The 20,708-nt window shown below is 42.5% G+C and carries 19 protein-coding genes; 5 read left to right on the forward strand and 14 right to left on the reverse strand.

The annotated features are described in order from the left end of the window. Positions 1–72 precede the first annotated feature (72 nt). From CPG39_RS06775 to CPG39_RS06785, 4 genes are all read left to right on the forward strand, one after another. Complete coding sequence (locus CPG39_RS06775) at positions 73–702, forward strand: hypothetical protein (protein WP_096292633.1); 630 nt, start codon at positions 73–75, stop codon at positions 700–702. Between the two features lie 21 nt (positions 703–723). Beyond that, positions 724–1,251, forward strand: a complete 528-nt coding sequence (locus CPG39_RS14930; protein WP_331716191.1) for a copper ion binding protein — start codon at positions 724–726, stop codon at positions 1,249–1,251. Between the two features lie 61 nt (positions 1,252–1,312). Further along, entirely contained in the window at positions 1,313–3,124 is a 1,812-nt protein-coding gene (locus tag CPG39_RS06780) for a heavy metal translocating P-type ATPase (RefSeq protein ID WP_331716192.1), read from the forward strand. A 17-nt stretch (positions 3,125–3,141) separates the two neighbouring features. Next, positions 3,142–3,354 carry a heavy-metal-associated domain-containing protein gene (locus CPG39_RS06785; protein ID WP_231990427.1) on the forward strand — a complete coding sequence of 71 codons (213 nt, stop codon included), beginning with the start codon at positions 3,142–3,144 and terminating at the stop codon, positions 3,352–3,354. 290 nt (positions 3,355–3,644) lie between these two features. Here the strand turns inward: CPG39_RS06785 and CPG39_RS06790 are convergent, their stop codons facing one another. The 9 genes from CPG39_RS06790 to msrB (CPG39_RS06835) form a co-directional block, all read right to left on the reverse strand. After that, positions 3,645–5,651 (reverse strand): CopD family protein, encoded by a 2,007-nt coding sequence (locus tag CPG39_RS06790; protein WP_096292635.1) that lies wholly within the window; start codon positions 5,649–5,651, stop codon positions 3,645–3,647. A 13-nt stretch (positions 5,652–5,664) separates the two neighbouring features. After that, positions 5,665–6,066 (reverse strand): copper resistance CopC family protein, encoded by a 402-nt coding sequence (locus tag CPG39_RS06795; RefSeq protein WP_096292636.1) that lies wholly within the window; start codon positions 6,064–6,066, stop codon positions 5,665–5,667. A gap of 107 nt (positions 6,067–6,173) precedes the next feature. Next, the gene (locus CPG39_RS06800; protein WP_096292637.1) at positions 6,174–6,758 is read right to left on the reverse strand and encodes a hypothetical protein; all 585 of its coding nucleotides are present in this window, start codon (positions 6,756–6,758) and stop codon (positions 6,174–6,176) included. Between the two features lie 67 nt (positions 6,759–6,825). Continuing rightward, positions 6,826–7,410: a hypothetical protein gene (locus tag CPG39_RS06805; RefSeq protein ID WP_096292638.1), complete on the reverse strand. Its 585-nt coding sequence runs from the start codon at positions 7,408–7,410 to the stop codon at positions 6,826–6,828. A gap of 160 nt (positions 7,411–7,570) precedes the next feature. Beyond that, positions 7,571–8,833, reverse strand: coding sequence for a methane monooxygenase/ammonia monooxygenase subunit B (locus CPG39_RS06810; RefSeq protein WP_096291610.1), 1,263 nt, complete (start codon positions 8,831–8,833; stop codon positions 7,571–7,573). Next, a complete protein-coding gene (locus CPG39_RS06815) occupies positions 8,833–9,657 on the reverse strand; it encodes a methane monooxygenase/ammonia monooxygenase subunit A (RefSeq protein WP_096291609.1) in 825 nt (274 codons plus the stop codon). The genes CPG39_RS06810 and CPG39_RS06815 overlap by 1 nt, the downstream gene beginning before the upstream one ends. 175 nt (positions 9,658–9,832) lie before the next feature. Continuing rightward, the gene (locus tag CPG39_RS06820; RefSeq protein ID WP_096291608.1) at positions 9,833–10,642 is read right to left on the reverse strand and encodes a methane monooxygenase/ammonia monooxygenase subunit C; all 810 of its coding nucleotides are present in this window, start codon (positions 10,640–10,642) and stop codon (positions 9,833–9,835) included. A 676-nt stretch (positions 10,643–11,318) separates the two neighbouring features. Further along, positions 11,319–12,734, reverse strand: coding sequence for a Na+/H+ antiporter NhaC (gene nhaC / locus CPG39_RS06830; protein WP_096292639.1), 1,416 nt, complete (start codon positions 12,732–12,734; stop codon positions 11,319–11,321). 8 nt (positions 12,735–12,742) lie between these two features. Further along, positions 12,743–13,210: a peptide-methionine (R)-S-oxide reductase MsrB gene (gene msrB / locus CPG39_RS06835; protein WP_013646788.1), complete on the reverse strand. Its 468-nt coding sequence runs from the start codon at positions 13,208–13,210 to the stop codon at positions 12,743–12,745. Positions 13,211–13,240: 30 nt separating this feature from the next. On the opposite strand from msrB (CPG39_RS06835), the gene CPG39_RS06840 reads away from it, so the two are divergent. Then, positions 13,241–14,410, forward strand: a complete 1,170-nt coding sequence (locus CPG39_RS06840) for a class I SAM-dependent RNA methyltransferase (protein WP_231990428.1) — start codon at positions 13,241–13,243, stop codon at positions 14,408–14,410. A gap of 142 nt (positions 14,411–14,552) precedes the next feature. Here the strand turns inward: CPG39_RS06840 and CPG39_RS06845 are convergent, their stop codons facing one another. The 5 genes from CPG39_RS06845 to msrB (CPG39_RS06865) all read right to left on the reverse strand — a co-directional run bounded on the left by CPG39_RS06845 (position 14,553) and on the right by msrB (CPG39_RS06865) (position 20,649). Beyond that, the gene (locus CPG39_RS06845) at positions 14,553–16,088 is read right to left on the reverse strand and encodes a M10 family metallopeptidase (RefSeq protein WP_096292640.1); all 1,536 of its coding nucleotides are present in this window, start codon (positions 16,086–16,088) and stop codon (positions 14,553–14,555) included. A gap of 157 nt (positions 16,089–16,245) precedes the next feature. After that, positions 16,246–18,012 carry a hypothetical protein gene (locus CPG39_RS06850; protein ID WP_096292641.1) on the reverse strand — a complete coding sequence of 589 codons (1,767 nt, stop codon included), beginning with the start codon at positions 18,010–18,012 and terminating at the stop codon, positions 16,246–16,248. A gap of 325 nt (positions 18,013–18,337) precedes the next feature. Next, the gene (locus CPG39_RS06855) at positions 18,338–19,447 is read right to left on the reverse strand and encodes a cupin domain-containing protein (protein WP_096292642.1); all 1,110 of its coding nucleotides are present in this window, start codon (positions 19,445–19,447) and stop codon (positions 18,338–18,340) included. Between the two features lie 19 nt (positions 19,448–19,466). Then, the gene (gene msrA / locus CPG39_RS06860; RefSeq protein WP_231990429.1) at positions 19,467–20,006 is read right to left on the reverse strand and encodes a peptide-methionine (S)-S-oxide reductase MsrA; all 540 of its coding nucleotides are present in this window, start codon (positions 20,004–20,006) and stop codon (positions 19,467–19,469) included. 118 nt (positions 20,007–20,124) lie between these two features. Continuing rightward, positions 20,125–20,649, reverse strand: coding sequence for a peptide-methionine (R)-S-oxide reductase MsrB (gene msrB / locus CPG39_RS06865; protein ID WP_096292644.1), 525 nt, complete (start codon positions 20,647–20,649; stop codon positions 20,125–20,127). Between the last annotated feature and the right edge of the window lie 59 nt (positions 20,650–20,708).

A 20,708-nucleotide genomic window follows, 5' to 3' on the forward strand; every position in this document is an offset into this window, starting at 1 on the left:
GCAACCATCCCGATCTCATTTAATCTAAAAGTTTTAAATTGATTCTGATCTGTATGTTGAAGGAGGTTGGCGATGTCAAACAGTTACCCTATCACTGAGTTAAGAGCACTGGTTATTGCAATAAGTCTTGTATTGGGCGCATTCCACGCTAGTTTTACCTTTTCACAAATGACCGATAATGAACATAACCACTCATTACCGCCAAAAACTCAAAATTTGACAACCCAATCTTTACCGCCCAACACTCCTCTTGATTCAAAACCACCAAGAACCATTCATCGTACTGGCACAGCGATTAGCGCACCGCGCAACAGTATCAGCATCAAAAGCACGGACGCAGGAGCTATTCGTCGGCAATCGCCAGTATCAGGGTGTACCAACTGTGGAATTATCCATTCAATCAACAAAATTGGACAAGGGTTTGGCATGAATGCGATAGCGGGCGGAATCATTGCCGGAACTGTCGCTCGAGAGATCACTCGTCAAATTCCTCATCCGCATAACCCAGACTATCCGCAGACTCCGATTGATAATTATTACAATCAGGAAGGGAATATTATCTATCCTGGGAATCAGTATCAGATCAACATCACTATGGATGATGGTAGGCAAGCAATTATTGCACTCCCTGAAGGCGCAAGTTTTCAGCAAGGAGATAGAGTTAGATGGGTTGATGGTGCATTAATATTGGATCGTCAATAGTTATATGATCGGAAAACATTGTTGAATTCATCGCCTCTCAGACAAATCGAATTGCCAACTGAAGGCATGACGTGTGTTGCTTGCGCCGCGCGTATTGAAAAGAATTTAAACAAACTTTCGGGTGTTCAAGCTTCGGTCAACTTTGCGAATGAAGAAGCTCATGTAAATTATGATGAAAAACAAGTAAATACAGATAAATTGATTAATACCATCGAACATGCCGGCTTTCATATTGCACCACGATCAGTGCAACTTCAACTGCACAAAATGACTTGTGCGGCCTGTGCAGAACATATTGAGAAAGCATTGGTGAATAAACTACCCGGCGTCACAACCCTTGTCAATATCGCAACAGAAACCGCAAAAGTTAAATTTATCTCGGGTTTGATAACTGTCGAAAACTTAATTGATGCGGTCATCAAAACAGGCTATGGAGCCAACGAAATCAATGATTCCAGTATCATGCCGCAGAAAAAGCACGACGTCGAGCAGCCTATCAAGCTGAATTACGCTTATTCTGGATCTCCGCAATTCTCACATTACCATTAGTACTTCAAATAGGCGCTATGTTTACCGGTCATGAGATGGACATACTGCCTCATTGGTTGCAATGGTTATTAGCTACCCCGGTCCAATTCTGGATTGGACGCCGTTTCTATATTGGCATCTGGATTCCCTGCGTGGCGGTAGTGCCAATATGGATGTATTGGTTGCGTTAGGTACAAGCATGGCTTATTTTTTTAGCACCGCAGTCACAATATTTGGACTGGATCAACACGTTTATTTTGAAGCCGGCGCAGCCATAATCACTCTTGTACTATTTGGTAAATTATTGGAAGCACGTGCCATAGGCAAGATCTCCGAAGCAATAGAATCATTGATCAAGTTGCAACCCAAGACAGCCCGGATTGAGCGCAACGGAAAAATTCTCGAGGTACCCGCAGATAGTCTAAAAATCAACGACATCTTCATTGTGCGCCCCGGTGAGAATTTACCAGTTGATGGGGTTGTAATTGAAGGATCTTCTAGCGTTAATGAATCCATGTTAACCGGAGAAAGCTTACCTGTCGGCAAACAGAGAGGCGTAAAAATATTTGCCGCTACGATTAATCAGCAAGGTTTGCTCAAATGCCGCGCAATCAGTGTTGGTGCCCAAACACAACTCGCCGCAATTATCCATCTGGTGGAAGAAGCACAAGGATCTAAAGCACCGATTCAACGTATGGCTGATAAAATCTCAGGAACCTTTGTACCAGTTGTCGTGGTAATCAGCATCCTGACTTTGGGAATAACCTGGTGGCTTACTGGTGGTTTTGTTACTGCTCTTATCAATGCAGTCGCAGTTTTGGTCATCGCTTGCCCGTGCGCATTAGGATTAGCGACACCAACTGCCATTATGGTCAGCACTGGACGAGGCGCACAAATAGGCGTCTTGGTTAAGAACGCAGCGGCATTGGAGCATGCTGAGAAAATCCAAACCCTTATAATCGATAAAACGGGCACGCTTACCGAGGGCAAGCCAGAAGTTACCGGCATTGTACCGGTGCAATCCATTGGCAAGCAGGATTTATTACAAATCGCAGCTTCCTTGGAACACGGCTCGGAACATCCGTTGGCACGAGCTGTGCTTAACTGCGCACAACAAGAACAATTATACCTTCAATCAGTTAACGATTTTAAAACGATTACCGGCAATGGCGTTACGGCCTACTTGCATGGGATAAAATGCCTGCTTGGTTCCCCAAAATTTCTAACACAACATAATATTGCCATTGATAAACAAAAAATAAGCAGCTTACAGGGAAAAGGAAAAACCGTTATTGGTATTGCTTCTGTTACTCATAACACCGGCAAAATACTTGGGTACTTAGCCATCGCAGATCAGCTACGCAACACCTCTATCCAAGCAACCAACGAGTTGAAATCCTTAGGTATTGAGGTAATTATGCTAACCGATGACAATACTGTAACTGCAAAAACAATTGCCAAACGTACTGGCATTACACAATATCGCGCTGAGATGTTGCCACAGGATAAAGCCACAGAGGTATTGAAAATAAAAGCCAGTGGCAAATTTACGGTAATGGTCGGGGATGGGATTAACGATGCGCCCGCTCTAGCTGCTGCAAATGTTAGCTTTGCTATTGGCGCCGGCTCGGATGTAGCGATTGAAGCTGCCGATATCACTCTGATTCGCAATGATCTGATGAGTGTCGTCGATGCTATTTCTCTATCGCGCGCCACACTTCAAAAGATCCGTCAGAACCTAATTTTCTCTTTTATCTATAATATATTGGGAATTCCATTGGCAGCCGTCGGCATGCTTAATCCGGTCGTCGCCGGTGCCGCCATGGCTATGAGCTCTGTATCAGTTGTCAGCAATTCGTTGCTATTGAAACGATGGCAAACCAATCATGAATAATTTTCTTTAGGAAAAAGATGATGCAAACTGCCACCATCATAATAAAAGGCATGACCTGTATAGGCTGTGTTAATAGCGTCAAAACGGTTCTCAAGAATCTATCAGGAATAACCCGAGCGGAAGTAACGCTCGAACCCGCCCAGGCAAGTATTCAATATGACTCGAACAATATCAATATTGATCAAATCAAAGAAGCTATAGTCGATGCAGGCTTTGAAGTAATAAATTAAGATAATCCATTACACGACACGCTACTAATAGATTGTTTCGCGGATACATGCAAGTATCGATAGAAGAAACAGTGATTGAATTATATCAACTACCTGAAACAAACAGAGTTAAGATTGATAGAAATTGTCTGAAGGACGGTGACGATTACATCAATTTATCATGGTCACACCTTTCTGCTTAGAACCTGAAACAATATCTATCAGATCAGCCATTTCTGCTTTCCCTTCAATGATCTGTCAGAATTGCCAGATTCAAAAATTTCTCCACGTTAACTTGAATAGGTAACAAATTATTGAACAAAATCTTCCGGAAAAGGTATATTCATTTTCTCACGATTTAACGCATTTATTTGCAAGTTTAGTTGATCAATATTTGACCACCCCGAGCTATCTACAGATGGAATCCAACGTGCACGCAAATATCCCTTTCTATCTATGAGAAACTCCATATGATCTGGAGTTGTTCCTCGGCCAATAATATCAGGATGACTCATGGTTCTACGTGATAATGCAAAGCTGGTTGCAATTTCAGCAGCGCCTTGAGTAACAATTGGAAAAGGTAGTTCTTTAGCTATTAATTGCTTCATATCTTCAACAACAAGATCTATATTTGGCACTGCGAGCAACATAACATCTTGCTCCTTTAATCTTCCATAAGCCTGCTTTAACTGTTCCAAACGACTCATAGACTGAGGCCAAGAAAAAACGACCATCAAAACAGCTTTGTTTTCTCTAAATTCTTGCAATGTGCCTGGACTTCCATCATGACCCTGGTATGAAAAAACTGGTGGCTTTACATATGCTTTATTGGGCACAATCTCCGGTGTTAAAATCCGTGCCTGATAGCCGCGTGATAATGCATGAATATAATTAACCAGATCCCATCGGTCTTCATCAGATAGTTTATCGATGTAACCTGGCATATCTGTATTTACCATACCGTTCGTAATCCAGTTATAGAAATCTCCTGGCGTATGTTCTATGGTATGCGGTTCAATTAGTAGATCCGGCAATTTTGTGGATAAAGTTCGTGACTTAATACCATTACCCATTCCCTGCGGCCCATGACACTCCACACAATGCTGTGCAAATAATGTAGCGCCATGCGCCACAGAAATCACATCAAAAGGTACAGGTGTTCTCCGATAGGTTTCAGGGTAAGCTTGGATTGTCAGAGCTTGCAATGCAATCGCTCCCCCTGATATAAACAATAAAGCTGGAATAAAAATTAGGCGCTTTATCCCCCAGTTTCTTAACCAGCCTAGTTGTAAAATCGCTATAGCAGCCACCAGAATCGCCACGCCACTCCAAACTTGAATAGCAACATTAGGTTGATTCCAAGTGGCAATAACCGAGAAGCGAAATGAAAATGGCCAATTTTCAATAAGTGTATGCTTTGCAGGGGTTGTATTGGTAATGATGGTGGCTAATAGAAGTAGTAGCAACGCCAAAATAAATTCAATGCGGACCCATCTTCTGATTCCATTGTTACCGTTACTAACATCAGAATCTTGTTTACAATTTAACAAAGGCAACCAGTAAGAACGTACTCCCGCGGCAATTAAGAGAATAATAACTAATAAGAATATTTTGATACTTAAAAGCCAACCATAGGGAGTAGCAACTAATGCAGCATAATAGCCATCAAATATCTGATTAGCGACTATTAATCCAGTGAATATAATTAATAGCATTACCGGTAATGCTACCGATGAGAACCGTCTCAATATATTAAATTTATTTGTTTTATTTGTTTTATCAAAGATTAGCAGCATAAAAGCTGGCAAAGCTCCAAACCATACCCCAGCAAGAATGAGATGAAGCGCATATGGCATTACAGCAGTTACTGAAAGCTCCTCTGCTGCGGCATGGCTAGCTAATGAGCTTGCAATGAGCGGTAGAGTCGCAATTGCAACACATAAAGCATAGCGCCACCGCGTTTTAGACACATTGCAAAGATATAAAATTGCTAGCAACAGCAGTATTGCTGCTGCGAAACGAAAAATCCAAATCTGTCCTACACGTGTATCTCCTAATAATCCCAGCCAGACTTCATACTCCCCTAAGCTGTTAGCACTTCCAGTTACTTGCACTATGGTCGTAGCTAGAATTACAAGCAAGCCTGTCAGCATACTCACAGCCAACCATGGAAACAGGCGCTCTAACCGCCCTACCCATACTTCTGAATGAATTTGCTTTACAGTGCTCGTAATTATCAAAAATAAACAGCTGCCAAGCAAAATTAGATTTGATACAAGCTGAACCCAGCGTGCTAATGTTGCAATTGCATCTACCATTTATTACCGTAAGTTATTTTTTAACACTAAAGTCATATTTTGACTCAATGACATGACCATCTACAGACATCACCCGATAATGGACGGTATAAAGTCCGGGTTGAATCTGAGGCAAATTTAATATGATAGATTTTGAATCATGTGTAAGTATCTCTGGCGTATCTTCAGTAACTAGTTTTTTATTCGAGTCTTCTACTGTTACTGATGCATAAGATCCCTCTATTTTCTCATTAAACCAGAGCTGTATTTGTTTAGGGGGAGTAGAAAGCGTAGCCCTACGTGGTGGCTCAGATTTAACTAAAGTAGCATGCGCTATTGCAGGATTAACTTGAAATAATAAAGGAAGTAGCGTTAATAAGGCAACAAAAGCTGCTACTTCTCTACTACCATATTTTGATAATCGCTTATTTTGCACAATTTTTCCTCGATACTTTGTTTATATTATTTTTCCAATAATTATTGGATGCTTTTCGTAAGGATGAGTTCATCGCTCATCCTTAATTCAACTTCATAAATTATTCACTAAGCCGTTGCATCTCGTTCGTCAGTTTTACGTTTACGCATCATGATAAAAGCTGCAGCCCCCGCAATGAGCATTACTATTGGTGCAATGATTGCAACCTTCGATACCGGACGACCCTCCCCTACTGAAAATGGAAACCTCGATACATAGTCCTGCGCACCTCCCGTAACCGTCACCAGTCCTACAAACTTACCCTTTTCCGGAAAAACATGCTCTACCGTAATCGATGCCGAGGGATATATTTTAGGTGGCAAGTGATATACCGTAATCTCGTCCAGTTTTTCTTCTGAGCCCGTATCCCGAATTATCCTTACCTCTGTCGTCAACGGACGCAGTTCCTCCTGAATATAATCCAACGCTATCACGGTCTTGCCTACTTCTGGTATATCTTCACAAAATTCCTCTTCCTGTGATAATGGCTGATAGCCCGTAAAATGCATCCGATATGGTCCAACTGTTAATATACACATATCATCCGCTAAAGCCAGCCCACCATGGGCTTGTACTTGTGCTGCGAGTAGCATGCTCATCGCAAGCAATGCTGCCAATAATACTTGTTTGATTTTTATTAATCTTGCTAACATTTAAAATTTTCCTGTATCGATAAATGGTTGTTGCTAAGTTCTCTTGATTTTGAATTGTCAATGTTATTTAGTTCGGCTTTGCGCGGCGCGATGCCAACCAACTCTTGAAACGCCTTGATCTAAACAGCTTATATACCAGTATTGTGGCCAACAACAAACCCACTGCAGGCCCTACGGTGGCTCTGAATACATTGGCATAATTAACCATTTCCACCCGCAGATGATACTCATAGTTCAACGGCGGCAGGCCTTCGGCTGTAATCAGTACCAAATATTTCCCCTGATCCAATACATTTTGCGTGCTAATTACACCGTCTTCATATAATGCAGGTCGCAAGCTGGTAATTGCTTCTCCTTCGGCTGCATTGCTGCCTTTTATTATCTTTACTCCAACCGGTATATCTCGCAACTCAGGATCAACCAGATCTATAACAAGTATGGCATTGCCGGCTTTGGGTATATCTGTACAATAATGACCTTCCTTATCAATTTGAGGTTGATAAGTACTGAGGTGAATCATGTTCTCCCCGATCCGACGCATACAATTATCTTCTTCCATGGCTACCTTGCCATGTGCACCAACTGTACTTGTGTAAAGTGCCATAACAAGTATAAAGACTGCAATCCCTGCTTGTGTTATTTGTCTGACCACGACAAATCCTCCTCTTGGGTAAGCATCTCTAATTTTTCCAGTTCCATTATCCGCATTCTCTTGTGATACCTTAAATTTCACTCTGTTTTTACTTATAAAAAAACCGGTACACCGGCTGTCTTCCGACAGTGGTGTACCGGTGTATTGATGCTATACCAGATTATAACTTGGTAAAGACTGGAATTACAGCACCAGCAATACTGTTAATATAACGATTGCCGTCATCATCCCATGTCATCAGCAAACCACCAAAGCGACTTTCCGGATCACCCAACAAAGCCATCAAACGTTGGACTTCCCACAACGCATCTTTGGCTTCCATCTTAACTTCACGGGTTTCTCCAGGTTCAATCCCTCTGTCGTCATCCATTGTCAAACCAGTAGCTACCAGCTCTTTTGGATAATCAGGATCCAGATGCTTTTGACCCAATGGATTTACAAAACGAACACCCGCTGTCGTAAACTCTCCGATGTTAACCGCTGAGTCTCCGTTGTTGGTGATTTCCATCGTCACGCGTAACGCACGTCCAGGAACGTCATAGTTAGCATGGGTTACCTTGATCGCTACCGGATTCGGTGCAATCGGTAATGGCTCTACCTTGGATTCACCCGCTTGGATCGGTATGGTATAGGGGTGTACGCTTTCAGTATAACGATAGCCTCCCCATACCAGCGCGCAGGTCAGTATCGCTATCGCCATACCAAATTTCCTGTCTGTCGGTGATGTCAGTAGTTCGTCACCATATGCCAGCAATACACGACTACGCGGCAGAAACATCGGTTTCGCTACAAAATAACCAATCCAGAATACCCCTAAGCCTGTCCATAAAACGTGCCAGAATATACCATTGCTGAAGTTAAACGTCTCCAGATCAATCGTTTTTCCTGTCAATGTGGTTACAGGATTGGTAAAGTCATCCCAGCTGCCTGAAATGTTCATCCACGCTGCTGGTCCTGCAATAGGGCCCGCATCTTTTACGTTCACCATTGCATGCATGTGATGACGGCCTGGAATACGCGCTTTCAGTTTAACTTCAAACTCATAATCACGACCAATGATCAACGGTCCTGATATGAATGTCGGTTCGCCATTCAGCTTGGTACTCAAACGTACAAACACCGGACTTGGGCTACCTACGTTAAAGAATGCACGATCAGGCTTACCTACCGCACGTGGCCAATCTTCCGCCAGGTGAAATTTCCCTGTCATGGTTGCAATGTCATTTACTTTGGTGACTTTAGGTTGCCATTTCAGGTCATACCATTGAATACTACGCATACGCAGAAACGGTTCTTGTGAACGTTCACCGTGTGCCGCCGCTGTATTAACATCTACCGTCAGCGTCAGCGCCAGTGAGGCCGCCCCTATCGCCGCTCCATACAGGCCTAATACGCCCAGTTTAAAAATGCTTTTTATATTCATTATTTAATCCCCTGTGCAAAGCCTTTTTCACCAAATGCCGTTACGTCATTCTTCATCGATATACGTCCTCTTTCTCCTTTAACATAGTAGAAAGCAGTACAGTATAGTTTGCCAAAGTACCACCATACGCAGAACATCAGCATTGATACAAAGGCTGAGAAAAACGCAGCAATAACCGTGGTGTGACCACCAAAAGTACGCAGCGATCCTTGCTCAATCAGGCGAACATATTCCGGTGTACCTGTACGTACATACAGAAAACCTGTGTAGTCAGCTACTGACAGCAATACGCCTTCTACAACCAGCGGTAAGTGGGTGGGGCCAAAAATAGGCCAGTTGCCCGGATAGAAAAATAAACCCCAGAATCCACCGCCTAACAGTGCGGTTACCAACCAGTTACCCGTCAATAATAAAATCGTATCCAGCATCAACGCACCAGGAATCATGGTCGATGGCAGTACAAAATTGATCGGATAGTGCGACCACCAGTAAAAACCCCAGTAACGGGTCAGCCATTCACCTACTAACAGGCATACGATACATAGTGTCGCGCCAAATGGCAGACGATAGTTTACCCACAGGTAATACATCAGTGCCGCACAGTACATGACACCTACAATCGGTGTTACTACAGGCCACCATTGACGGTCTTTCCAATCAAGCCAGAAATCCCAGTCTCCTGCCAGCAGCATGAAGTGCATGTGATACGTTCCTACCAGAAGAATACAGAGAATTGGAAAATAAACCGCATCTATATATCTGGACATCTTGACCGCTTCCGGCGGCATCTTCGCTGCCGCTATAATTTCGTCTGTTCTACTCACTAGACCCTCCCTTCATTTCATGTGATATTAAATATGAAAACATGACGATACGCTTCCCTTACTTCTCTCTTTATCGTCAGCCTATAGGCTTGTTCCCATTAGTACAAAAACTTAGTCGAGATATTCCTTACCTTCCTCCCCTTTTCCTGACAGAAGAAGGTAAGTTCCATCCAAATTAAGGAACGATACGATTGTTCAGAATTTCTCTGCTTGCGTTGTTCCAGGTTACATCGGTCAGGTTAGAGTAACGGGTGATAATCTGTGCTGCAATACCACCTGAAAATAAACCCGCCCAGCCCAGAATCACAAAGCCCCAGTGCAACGGTGCGCTAAACAGTTCTTCCATGAACCAGAAAGCATGTCCCCATTCGTTCAACCCTACGTTCGGCAGAATCATCAATGGGCCTGCAATCGCCATCACCAACGGGAACGATGTGCCGCGGCTATACAATGGCAGACGCGTCATCGCGTACAGGTAGGCCGCTACTCCGCATACAATGTACATCGGGAATGAGCCATAAAACACCACTACGTGACTCGGTGTAAAGCTCGTGTCACGAATAATCACCTGGTGCCAGCTTGCATCCTGTTCGGTAAAGAAGCTGCCGCCCCAGTAAACACCAAACAAATACACACCCAGCCACATCATCCAGTAAAAATAACGTTTGATCTCAAGCTTGGTATCCAGATTGTCCAGTTGTTCCTTGGTATCGCGGGTCTTCAGTATCCACCCCCAGGTTACCAACGCAAACAGTGGCATCAGTGTCATGTGTACGCGCCACAGTCCCATCCATACCTTGTCAAATTCAGGCTCCATCGAGTCCATGCCATGTGAATATGCAAATGTCCTTTGGTACCAGATCCAAAATATCGCTACCAAAAGCATCGTTAACATGCCCAGCTTGTAATACTTCGAGTCGTACCACAGCGACATGTCATAGTTGGCGCTCGCCGCGCCGCTAGTTGTGCCATAGGTTGTTGCCATGTTTCTACCTCCTAACTGTTAATCAAAACTACTTCTCGTTCTTCTCTAATACTACCCTTATACTTCTTACTTAATACTAATTAATTAGTACTTCTAAACTCGGTAGCCAAAACCTTCATATAACTTATATTATTCTACCCCGCTTTTAGCTACACCTCTCAGGCTAGTCGACCTTGGGGTTCAAAGTCAAGTCATTTGTCATAAAATTACCTTCCCAAACCCATGGTCTCTTCACCTACTTTCCCCTCTTTCCCCTTTACTCACAATAACTAAAGGGATAATCAGCATTACTCCAATATCAACAGAAATATTTTTGTCCAATAGATACCGAAATCATTGATGAATTTATCTCATGACACTGACGAATAAGATATTTACTAGAAACATAATTATTCCGAGTATTAACCAATTCTTTCCTGCTGTTTTCATATCTGGATGATCCCTTCTATAATAGGTATATCCCATCGCTATCCCCACAATGGGAAAAATTATAGTACCCACAATAATTGCAATATTCAATCCAGCCGAAACTGCAGGCTTTTCATTAGCTATCTTTCTCATTTGTTTTTATGGCATTTAGCAAAAATAAAGAATCATAAAATTAGAGAATTTGAACTTATTCTCAGAGTAAACATACCGTTAATGCCGCATAAGACAGGCAATATTCATATAATACTTATCGTATTTTCTGTAACAGCCCAATTCCCAAGATTGCCATAACAATGGAAACCAAGGGGTTCAGCAAATTCAACAAAGCATACCCCGCATAATCCAACGTCGGAACCCCCAATGTAGCAGCATAAAAAGTACCTGCCGTAGTCCAAGGAATTAATCCCGTTGTCAAAGTAGAACCTTCTTCCACTGAACGAGATAATATGGCTTGATCTAATTCTTTCTCCTGATACGCCCCTTTAAATAACTGACAATTAAGAATTATCGATATATATGCTTCACCCATCGCTATATTACCGAGAAATCCTGCTGCGATTGTGGTGAAAATTAATGTGCTAATACGCTGAATGCGCAAAATGATTTGCAGCAATAACACTCGCAGAAAACCAGCATGATGCATGATGCCACCCAGTGCGAGCGCCAGAATGGATAATAACAATGTCCAAGCCATATTGTATATACCACCGCGCCCAAGCAAAGCATCGATGCTTTCAATACCGGTGGCTTCCGGCAAGTTTATCCACAGTGCATTGATCACATCGACACCATCCTTGTCTTGATACACCACAGCGATCAACATCGCCAGCAGAATACTGCATGACATACTGACTTCCGCAGCATAACGCTGAATACTCAATCCAAGCATCAGCAACAAAGGCAATAATGTCACCCACAAATCTAATTGATAGGCGCCTGCCAATGCGTCACGAATTTCATTGATATAGTTTCCAGGCAACAGATTTCTGTCATATTGCATTCCCCATATAGTAAAAATAATCAGAACGATGATAAACGTTGGCACAGAAGTATAAAGCATCGAACCGATATGGCGATAAAGACTGGTGCCTGCACTCATAGCAGCAAGATTAGTGGTATCGGAAATGGGTGACAATTTATCACCAAAGGTCGCGCCAGAAACGATTGCTCCCGCCACCAAGGACAATGGGATACTCATTGCATCGCCGATACCAATCAGCACTATGCCGACGGTACCGACAGTTCCCCATGAAGTACCCGTAGCAATCGACATTAAACCACATAAAACAAATCCTACTACCAAGAATATGCTGGGATTGAGCCAGTCCAGTCCGTAATATAACAAACTGGCAATAGTGCCGCTTTGCATAAAACTGGCAATCACCATGCCGATTAACAGAAAAATGTAAATTGCCGGCAGCGCTTTGGTAATGCCCGCATCCATCATACGACGGATAGCACCAAACGAATAACCAAGCCCGCGTGTTTGTATGCTAACCCAGATTAATGCCAGAAAAATGAGCGCGTGCAAACTGGCTTGCCAAACAAACAATCCAAGTGAAATCAGTAGCAATACACCAGCAAAGCAAAACATTGCATGGAAAAATGACGGCAGTCGACAGGCAATTGATAACTCATCTATCGACACATTTTGTTCAGTCATCGGCCACTCTATTTCGCCGTTTCATTTTCGAACAATGCCACCCAGTCACCATATCCCTTCACTTGCAGATCCTCCTTTTTGATGAATTTCAGCGCTGCGGAATTAATACAATATCGTCGGCCAGTAGGTGCTGGACCATCTTCAAAAACATGACCTAAATGACTATCTGCATATCGGCTACGAACTTCGGTGCGTGGCGTCCAGAGCTCATAATCGGTCTTGAATTGGATATACTGTTCACTTATCGGTTGATAAAAACTCGGCCAACCGGTGCCTGAGTCAAATTTATGAATCGACGCAAACAACGGTTCACCCGATACAATATCCACATAGATACCTTCGGTCATGTGATTCCAGAATTCATTCTGAAATGGCGGTTCGGTATCAGCGTGTTGCGTAACCTGAAATTGAAGTGCTGTTAAGTCATCTTTCAGTAATTCGGGATCTTTTTTAAAATTTTCATACGGATTAGCCATTGTGGTTTTCCCTTTTCTGCTCACCTATTGATGATGAAATTTATCGGTACAGTTACCCACTTATCGCAAAAAGGCCTCGGTGTTGTCAAAAATGCCCAGAATAACATGTCCTACTTTGTTTATGGCACTTGGCCGGGCGATAGCGGCGAATTTGCTGTCATCAACAAGCCTCTCGGTAATAAGAAATTCGCCTATGCCAAACTGCTGCATTTATTGAAACCCTCAATACATAGACAAATTCCCATTTGCCCGCACTTGAGTCAAGAAGAAAATGCCTGCACCGGTTGTCCTTGGATGATTGCCGATTATACAAGCCAACTTGAGCAAAAAAGAAATCGCTTTATATATGCGATGAAAAGAGTCGGATTTGACACTACGCAGCTTACTATCAATCCTGTTCACCCTGCGCCACAATCTTATGGTTATCGCAATCGCTGTCAATTAAAAACCGATGGTGTGCAACTGGGCTTTGTGTCTGAAAACTCCTATCAAATCGTACCGATCAAAGATTGCATTGTACTCAATGATACTTGCAGAAATTTATTAAAAACAGTCATCCAGCAGTTACCCAACGCGAACTGGCAAATTGATAATGATCAAAATTGGAATTTCATCGAACTGGATGATGATATGCAAGCTAATGAAATTCTCATTAATCAGAAACGCCCTTTCAAACAAGGTAATACCTCGCAGAATGCATGGATGCAATCCTGGCTAAAAGAAAAACTGGTCAGCACCTCCTGTTCTGGCAAGGTGGTAGAATTATTCTGCGGCTCAGGTAATCTCACTCAAATCATAGCCGAATCAAATTGCACCTCGATAATTGCATTGGAATCTGACGATAATGCAATTCAACAACTTAAAACAAGAAATTTCGATAAAGTAATACCTCAAAAATACAATCTATTTGATCCATTAGTCTGGAAGAAACTGCAACAGAAAATCAATGATGCAAAAATACTGGTACTCGACCCACCCCGTGCGGGATTAAAAAAACATAACGGATTCTTTAATGGATTCAGAACTCTAAAAACGATTATCTATTTCTCGTGCAACCCAGAAACTTTTGCGCGCGATGCTTGGTTTTTTTATCAGAACGGTTTTTTGATCGATGAAATTCAATTGATTGATTTGTTCCCCCACACACATCACGTTGAAATATTAGCTGTATTTAATCGACCTGAGCGATCGAATATTTGAGTTCCGTTGGCGCTTCGCAAAACTCGTTGCAGCTTATCCCAGTTTGACGTTCGATAATCAGAATCAATCGGCTTGATGCCACCCTCCAACACTATTATTGAGGTAACTCGGAACATAATAACTTCAAATCAACGGGGTAACGCTAAATATACGCAAGACCTGTTTGCATGAGCTCAGTTAAATGAATGTTTTGTGCATTCACCTCACTCTCCGCGGCCAGCATGGCTAAAGAACCGACTGATATCTCACCATTATCGAGCATATTGATATAGGGCGATTTATCGCTTTGTGTTGGAATGGTTCCGAAAAGATTTTGCCATAACAAAGTTACAATTTCCCCGTGATGAGTAAGGTTTGTAGCATTGATAGCAAATTCGCCTAACTGTTCGTAGCTTAAACCTTCATCAGCTTTGGTCAGACCGATCCCGGCGTATTCCTGATTGGCAACGCTGGAAGCGCCAAATACTGCACCCAGCAGCTTTGCAATCTCGCCTGCATGTCCACCTAGATCAAGTGCCAGTCCAGTATCGTCGAATTCTACGCGCTCAATATTCAAAAGTATGTCTTGATTAGCGGGATTGGTGTCAGCGGCGATAAAGTAATGGTCGGAGGATTTACCGAATGTAAATTGATGGCGCGGAAATCCGATCACCACAGTATCTATTCCTTCTCCCCCATCCAGGCTATTGCTGGCGTTGTTACCTATGAATGTATCATTGCCTTGACCGCCAATAGCATTCTCAATCATCACATTATCAGCAATCCATATATTGTGAATGGGTGAACCGATATTTACGCCATTGGATTGCATATATACCGGCTGACCTATCTGCGATGCACTAGCCGGATTCAAATCAATCAAACTCGGGATTGCACCTGCGTACCGAAGGGTATCGGAGGAACCACCTGCATCCCAGATGGTTTCGTGATAGGTGTTTGCATCATCGAAAGTGTAAGTATCATTGACAGCATGATAAAAATTGTTAAAACCATACAGAAATTGTATGGCGGAAATATCAAGCACCATCGGCGTTGTGGGATGAAAGGAAAATTCTGTACCTTCATTGCCCTCCAAGTTTGAGTAGGTATAACTCATGATAGTGTACCGGGTGTTATCCAGATCTCTTGGCAATCCAACTTTTGATGGATCATTAGGATCCGCAAACGGATGCTCGAGACCCAAAGCATGGCCAAGCTCATGTAAGATAGTTTCAAAAGAAATACTGCCTGGATTCCAATCCTGAAAACGAAGAAGACCTTTCGTGTTAATCCAAATATCGCCTGCCAGAGTGCTGGGACTGGGAAGATAAGTCCAAGCAAGGGTTGATTCATCCGGATCTTCCGTATAGGCTGCACGTATATCCCCCACTTCACTGGCTGTTTCCGCCACCTGCACAAAATTCAAATTAGCAACATTGGCCCATTGCTGTAACGCTCTCACAAAATTGATTTGATCTGCTGTGGTAAGCGGAACGAAGGCACTATTCCATGGCTCACCATCACCAAATTGAAAACCATATCCTCCCGAAAGCGAGGACCAAAATAATGGATTATCGCTAATTGGAAAGCTATATGAAATCGTTGTGCTTGCCCAACGAGAAATGCTCAATAGTGAGTCAATCGTATCATTGGCTGGATCAACATGAGTAATCTCACTGGAAGTAAAAGGTGATGGCATTAATGAACTCGAATAATGAATCAAATATCAGGGAAAGAAGCTATCCAATGCAGGATCTGGATTTAATCTATGAGTAATGATGTAAATTCCATCTCATGCCCCACTCGTTCAACAAAAAATAATAAGAAGCCATATTTATCCATTAATCATATTGTTATCATACAAATTCCAGTCCTGTCGCCGCTAACCCGATGAGATCGATATTGCCGGCGTTGATTGCCGAGTCGGCCGCCAGCATACCCAAACTGGATTGCGTGTAAATACCCTGCTGGAGTAGCTCCACATAATAATTCAAGTCGCCTAGCGATGGTGCATTGCCTACGACATTGATATACAGCAAGTTAACAATATTATTATAGTTTGCATTCGCTCCTAGTTTGATACTTAAAGCCAATTCCATTAAACTGCCATAGCTCAATCCACCATCCAGCAATTCCAGCCCGATTCCCACATATTCTTTGTTTGCAATCGAAGCTGTACCAAATACTGCGCCAAGCGTTTTGGCAGCGATGCCGGCATTACCATCGACATCCAATGCAAGATTTACATCACTAAAGCTGATCCGTTCAATCTCTTTCAGCGTGTCAGTTCCTTCTATGCTTGCGTTATCGTGAACGTTAACGCAGCTACTGGTGTTACGGGTAAGGGTAAAAGCATCGTGGCTACCGGCATAGATAGCTACATCAATGCCTTCTTGCCCATTGAGATTATCATCCCCACCGCTACCGTTTAAGCTATCGTTGCCTCCTCCACCCGTGAGAATGTCATCGCCATCTTCCCCATCAATCCTATTATCGAGTGAATTGCCAATAATCCGGTCGGCCGCTACTGAACCGGAAGCTTTCTCGTATTCTCCATAAAACCAGCGCAAATTGGCAGGATCCTTACCCAAGGAAACGGTATTTTGCACATCAAAGGTACTCACGGATACGCCGACTAAATGGGCAGCGCTCGTGATGTTAACTCCCATGTTCAGGTAAGCACCACCGGCATACTCTGATAGATCGATCGTATCTATACCGCCGGTATCGAAATAGGTTCGATATCCTGCCACACCTGCCGTGATCGTGTCATTGCTTAATCCGCTCGTTCCAGTTCCTTCACCATAAGCCTGTTGCAGTGCAATCACATCCAGAATCATCGGAGTATAGGCCTGAAAAATAACGCTTGAACCAGGTAACAAGGAATGCTGATTATCATACGACATGATCGTAAAATATTCCTTGTACATATCTTCCGCGCTGTTTATACGAAAGCCAAGCTGAGCAAATCCAAGATCTTTGGTAGCAGCGTAATCTGTGGTAATGATAGGTTTACCGGTGCTGACGTTATATGTGCTATGAGGATGAGAAAGGCCTAGCGAGTGCCCCAATTCATGCACCAGAGTTTGCCGGGCTCGTGTATTTAAATCGAGTGTTAAGTCACCGTTGAATTTTGGAGCATAAACGTTAAGAAAAATATCATTTGCCCCTCCTGTATAGTTAAACAGAAAATTATCGGAATTCCCTCCGGAAATTCCGGCAAAATTCACGTCCGAACGATAAATCCAGCCAATGTTGATATCGGAAACACCAGCCCTCCCAACGTCTTCAGGATTTGGCGTAACATCAATACTGCTGGTAAAGCTGTCATAGTCCCCTAACCACTGAAAAGTAATATTTGCAAATTGCGAGTAGGTTTGCAGAATAGCCTGAATATTATTCTCCATACGGGTGGTCCATGTAACCTCGTTCGTGCCACTCGTATAAAGTATTGGATTGAAACTGGAATAATTTGAATTCAGATAATCATCCCGGCTAAAATCATCCGAAACGGAAACGTGGATGGTACCTCCGAATTTGTAATTGGATAAGCCGAATGCATCAAAGTTGAACATGGCTTTAGTGATAGCAGTATCCGGTGTATAAGCAATATTGGTAGCCATTTTTTCTCCTTTGCGACCTGATTTATCAAATCACAATCTGCACAACTAATTCAAGCACATAATGGCCGAAAACTTAAATCGCTCAATCGCATTGTCGGAATTTTCAGCTATCTTGGCGAGAGCTTTCCTTGCTTCACTTGATAAATACACCTCAGTTTAGCTAAACGAAAAAAATCTCTCGGGCGATTTCACAATAAATTCGAAGCTTATTTCCCGAAATTTATTACTTACCTACTTGCAAAAAATTATTGCGGATAATAAGTTTTGTCAGATTGCACAACTATCACTTCATGCCGAATCGTTAAATTATATTTAATTAATCCGATCAATCTTTAATCACTTCCACATATCCATTGACATACCACTGATAAAGCACTTCTTCAGTTTCTTCATCCATAGAGAGGGGGGGTAATATTTCTTGATCATTAGCCAGCTTAATCAACACATGATATGCATCATCACCAACTTCAAAAATTTCACCATTCATAAATAACTTATTGACTCCACTTAACATTCTACTTTTTAAGTTAAGTTGAACACCATTCTTCATAATTTGCCGTAGAAATAAATCCGAACTCAAGGGATTCGTCGGCTGTTCAAAAAAAACATGAGGTTTGGGTTCTGAAAGATAAATACCCAGAAAGTTTTGAATATCGGTGCGATTCCATTTAATCTTTTTCAGAATTGAATCTACCTGAGACAGCATTGCCACATTGATTTCTGATGGATAAACTTGCAATCGCAAATCAGGATCCGAATACCTGCCTTCCACAGTTAAGCCATCTTGTAAATAAATCAAAAATTGCATCATTAACTCATGATAACTGGGTGCACGGAACCCGATGGAATAAGTCATACAATCAGTTTCAGCGATACCGTTATGGGCATATTTGGGAGGCAAATAAAGCATATCTCCAACATTAAGCACCCATTCTTGTTCCGGCAAGAAATTTTTCAATATCCTAAGCGGAGCATCGACAATAAATTCATCATCCTGTTGAGAGGATATTTGCCAGCGCCTGGATCCCATACCCTGCAACAGAAACACATCGTAAGAATCAAAATGCGGTCCGATTCCGCCACCTTTAGGCGCGTAACTCACCATCAAATCATCCAGGCGAGCATGGGGAATAAAGCAAAATTTTTTCAACAAATCACGAGCGGAAGGGAGAAAATGATTTACTTCCTGTACCAGTAAAGTCCATTGCTTTTTAGGCAGCTTGGTAAAGTCATACTCATTTAAAGGGCCATGCTGGAGATGCCATTTTCCCTTTTTATGAATAACTAGACGAGATTGCACATCTTCAGTACATGCGTACTTGATCAGCTCGTCGCGCGTTAACAAACCGTTAAACCCAGGTAATGCATTTTTGATCAGCAACGGTCGTTTCTGCCAGTAATCACTTAGGAAATCTTTGGGGGTAATTCCTCCCAATGAAATTGTCTTAATCTTGTTAATACCGAGTTCCCCACAATTCTTCCAAGCGTTTATCCCGTCCGCAATTGTTCCGGTAATATTTATATCGCAACGGATTTTTCTGATAGTAATCCTGATGATACTCTTCGGCTCGATAAAATTCTGTCGCGGGTAAGATTTCAGTGACTACCGGCTTAGTAAATCTACCGGATTGATCAAGCATCTTTTTCGAGGTTTCAGCTTGTTCTTTTTGCTCAGAATCGCGATAAAAAATTGCACTACGATATTGCGCACCGGTATCACAAAACTGTCGGCCAGGAGTTAGCGGATCAATGGTAAACCAATAGGCATCCAGTAGCTTGGAATAGTTGGTTTTTGTTTTATCAAAATAAACCATGACTGCCTCAACATGCCCCGTTTTTCCGACGACTACCTGCTCATAGGTTGGATTTGCAACGGTACCGCCAATATAGCCGGATATCGTCGATACCACGCCCGGCATCTTGTCAAAATCAGACTCGGTACACCAAAAACAGCCACCGGCAAAAATTGCAGTGTCTAAATTCTCATTTGTCAAATAAACAGATTCCGATTCAGCAATCATTGAATCAACTTGTTGGCACCCGCTCACGGATACAAATAACAAACTCACATACAAAAAATATCGTGAATACAAAACTCGCTCCCACATAAAATCATCCTCTGAGCGCTGGTAGTTGATCCGCTTGCCGGATAAATTTTAGCGCCACTCCATTATTGCACCATCGTTCATTTCTGGGTGGCGGGCCATCCTTAAAAACATGACCCTGATGTCCTCCACAACGCGCACAGTGATACTCTATTCGCAGAATAATCAATTTAAAATCACGCTTAGTACCAACGTGCCCAGAAATAGGTTGTGTAAAACTTGGCCATCCGCTTCCACTCTCATACTTATATTGACTTTCAAACAGAGGGAGATAGCATGCGGCACATATGAAAGTTCCTTCTCTATGTTCGTGATTCAATTCACTGCTGTCTGGATCTTCGGTGTGCTCTTGGAACAATACCCGGAAAGCTTCTGGAGAAACTAAGCTACGCCATTCTTTAGGAGATTTCTTTAGCCGTTCAATTGGCACGCCATTAATGGTTATAGCAAATGACTGATCAGGAATTAAAAGCATTGTTATGGGTAATGCAGTGGCTAAACTCATTCCCTGCAGAAAGGTGCGTCGATTCATAAGAAATTCCTCACAACATTGACATCGATACATAACAGACTGGCAAGCAATAACAACTC

Source organism: Nitrosomonas ureae (assembly GCF_900206265.1).
GTDB lineage: Bacteria > Pseudomonadota > Gammaproteobacteria > Burkholderiales > Nitrosomonadaceae > Nitrosomonas > Nitrosomonas ureae_C.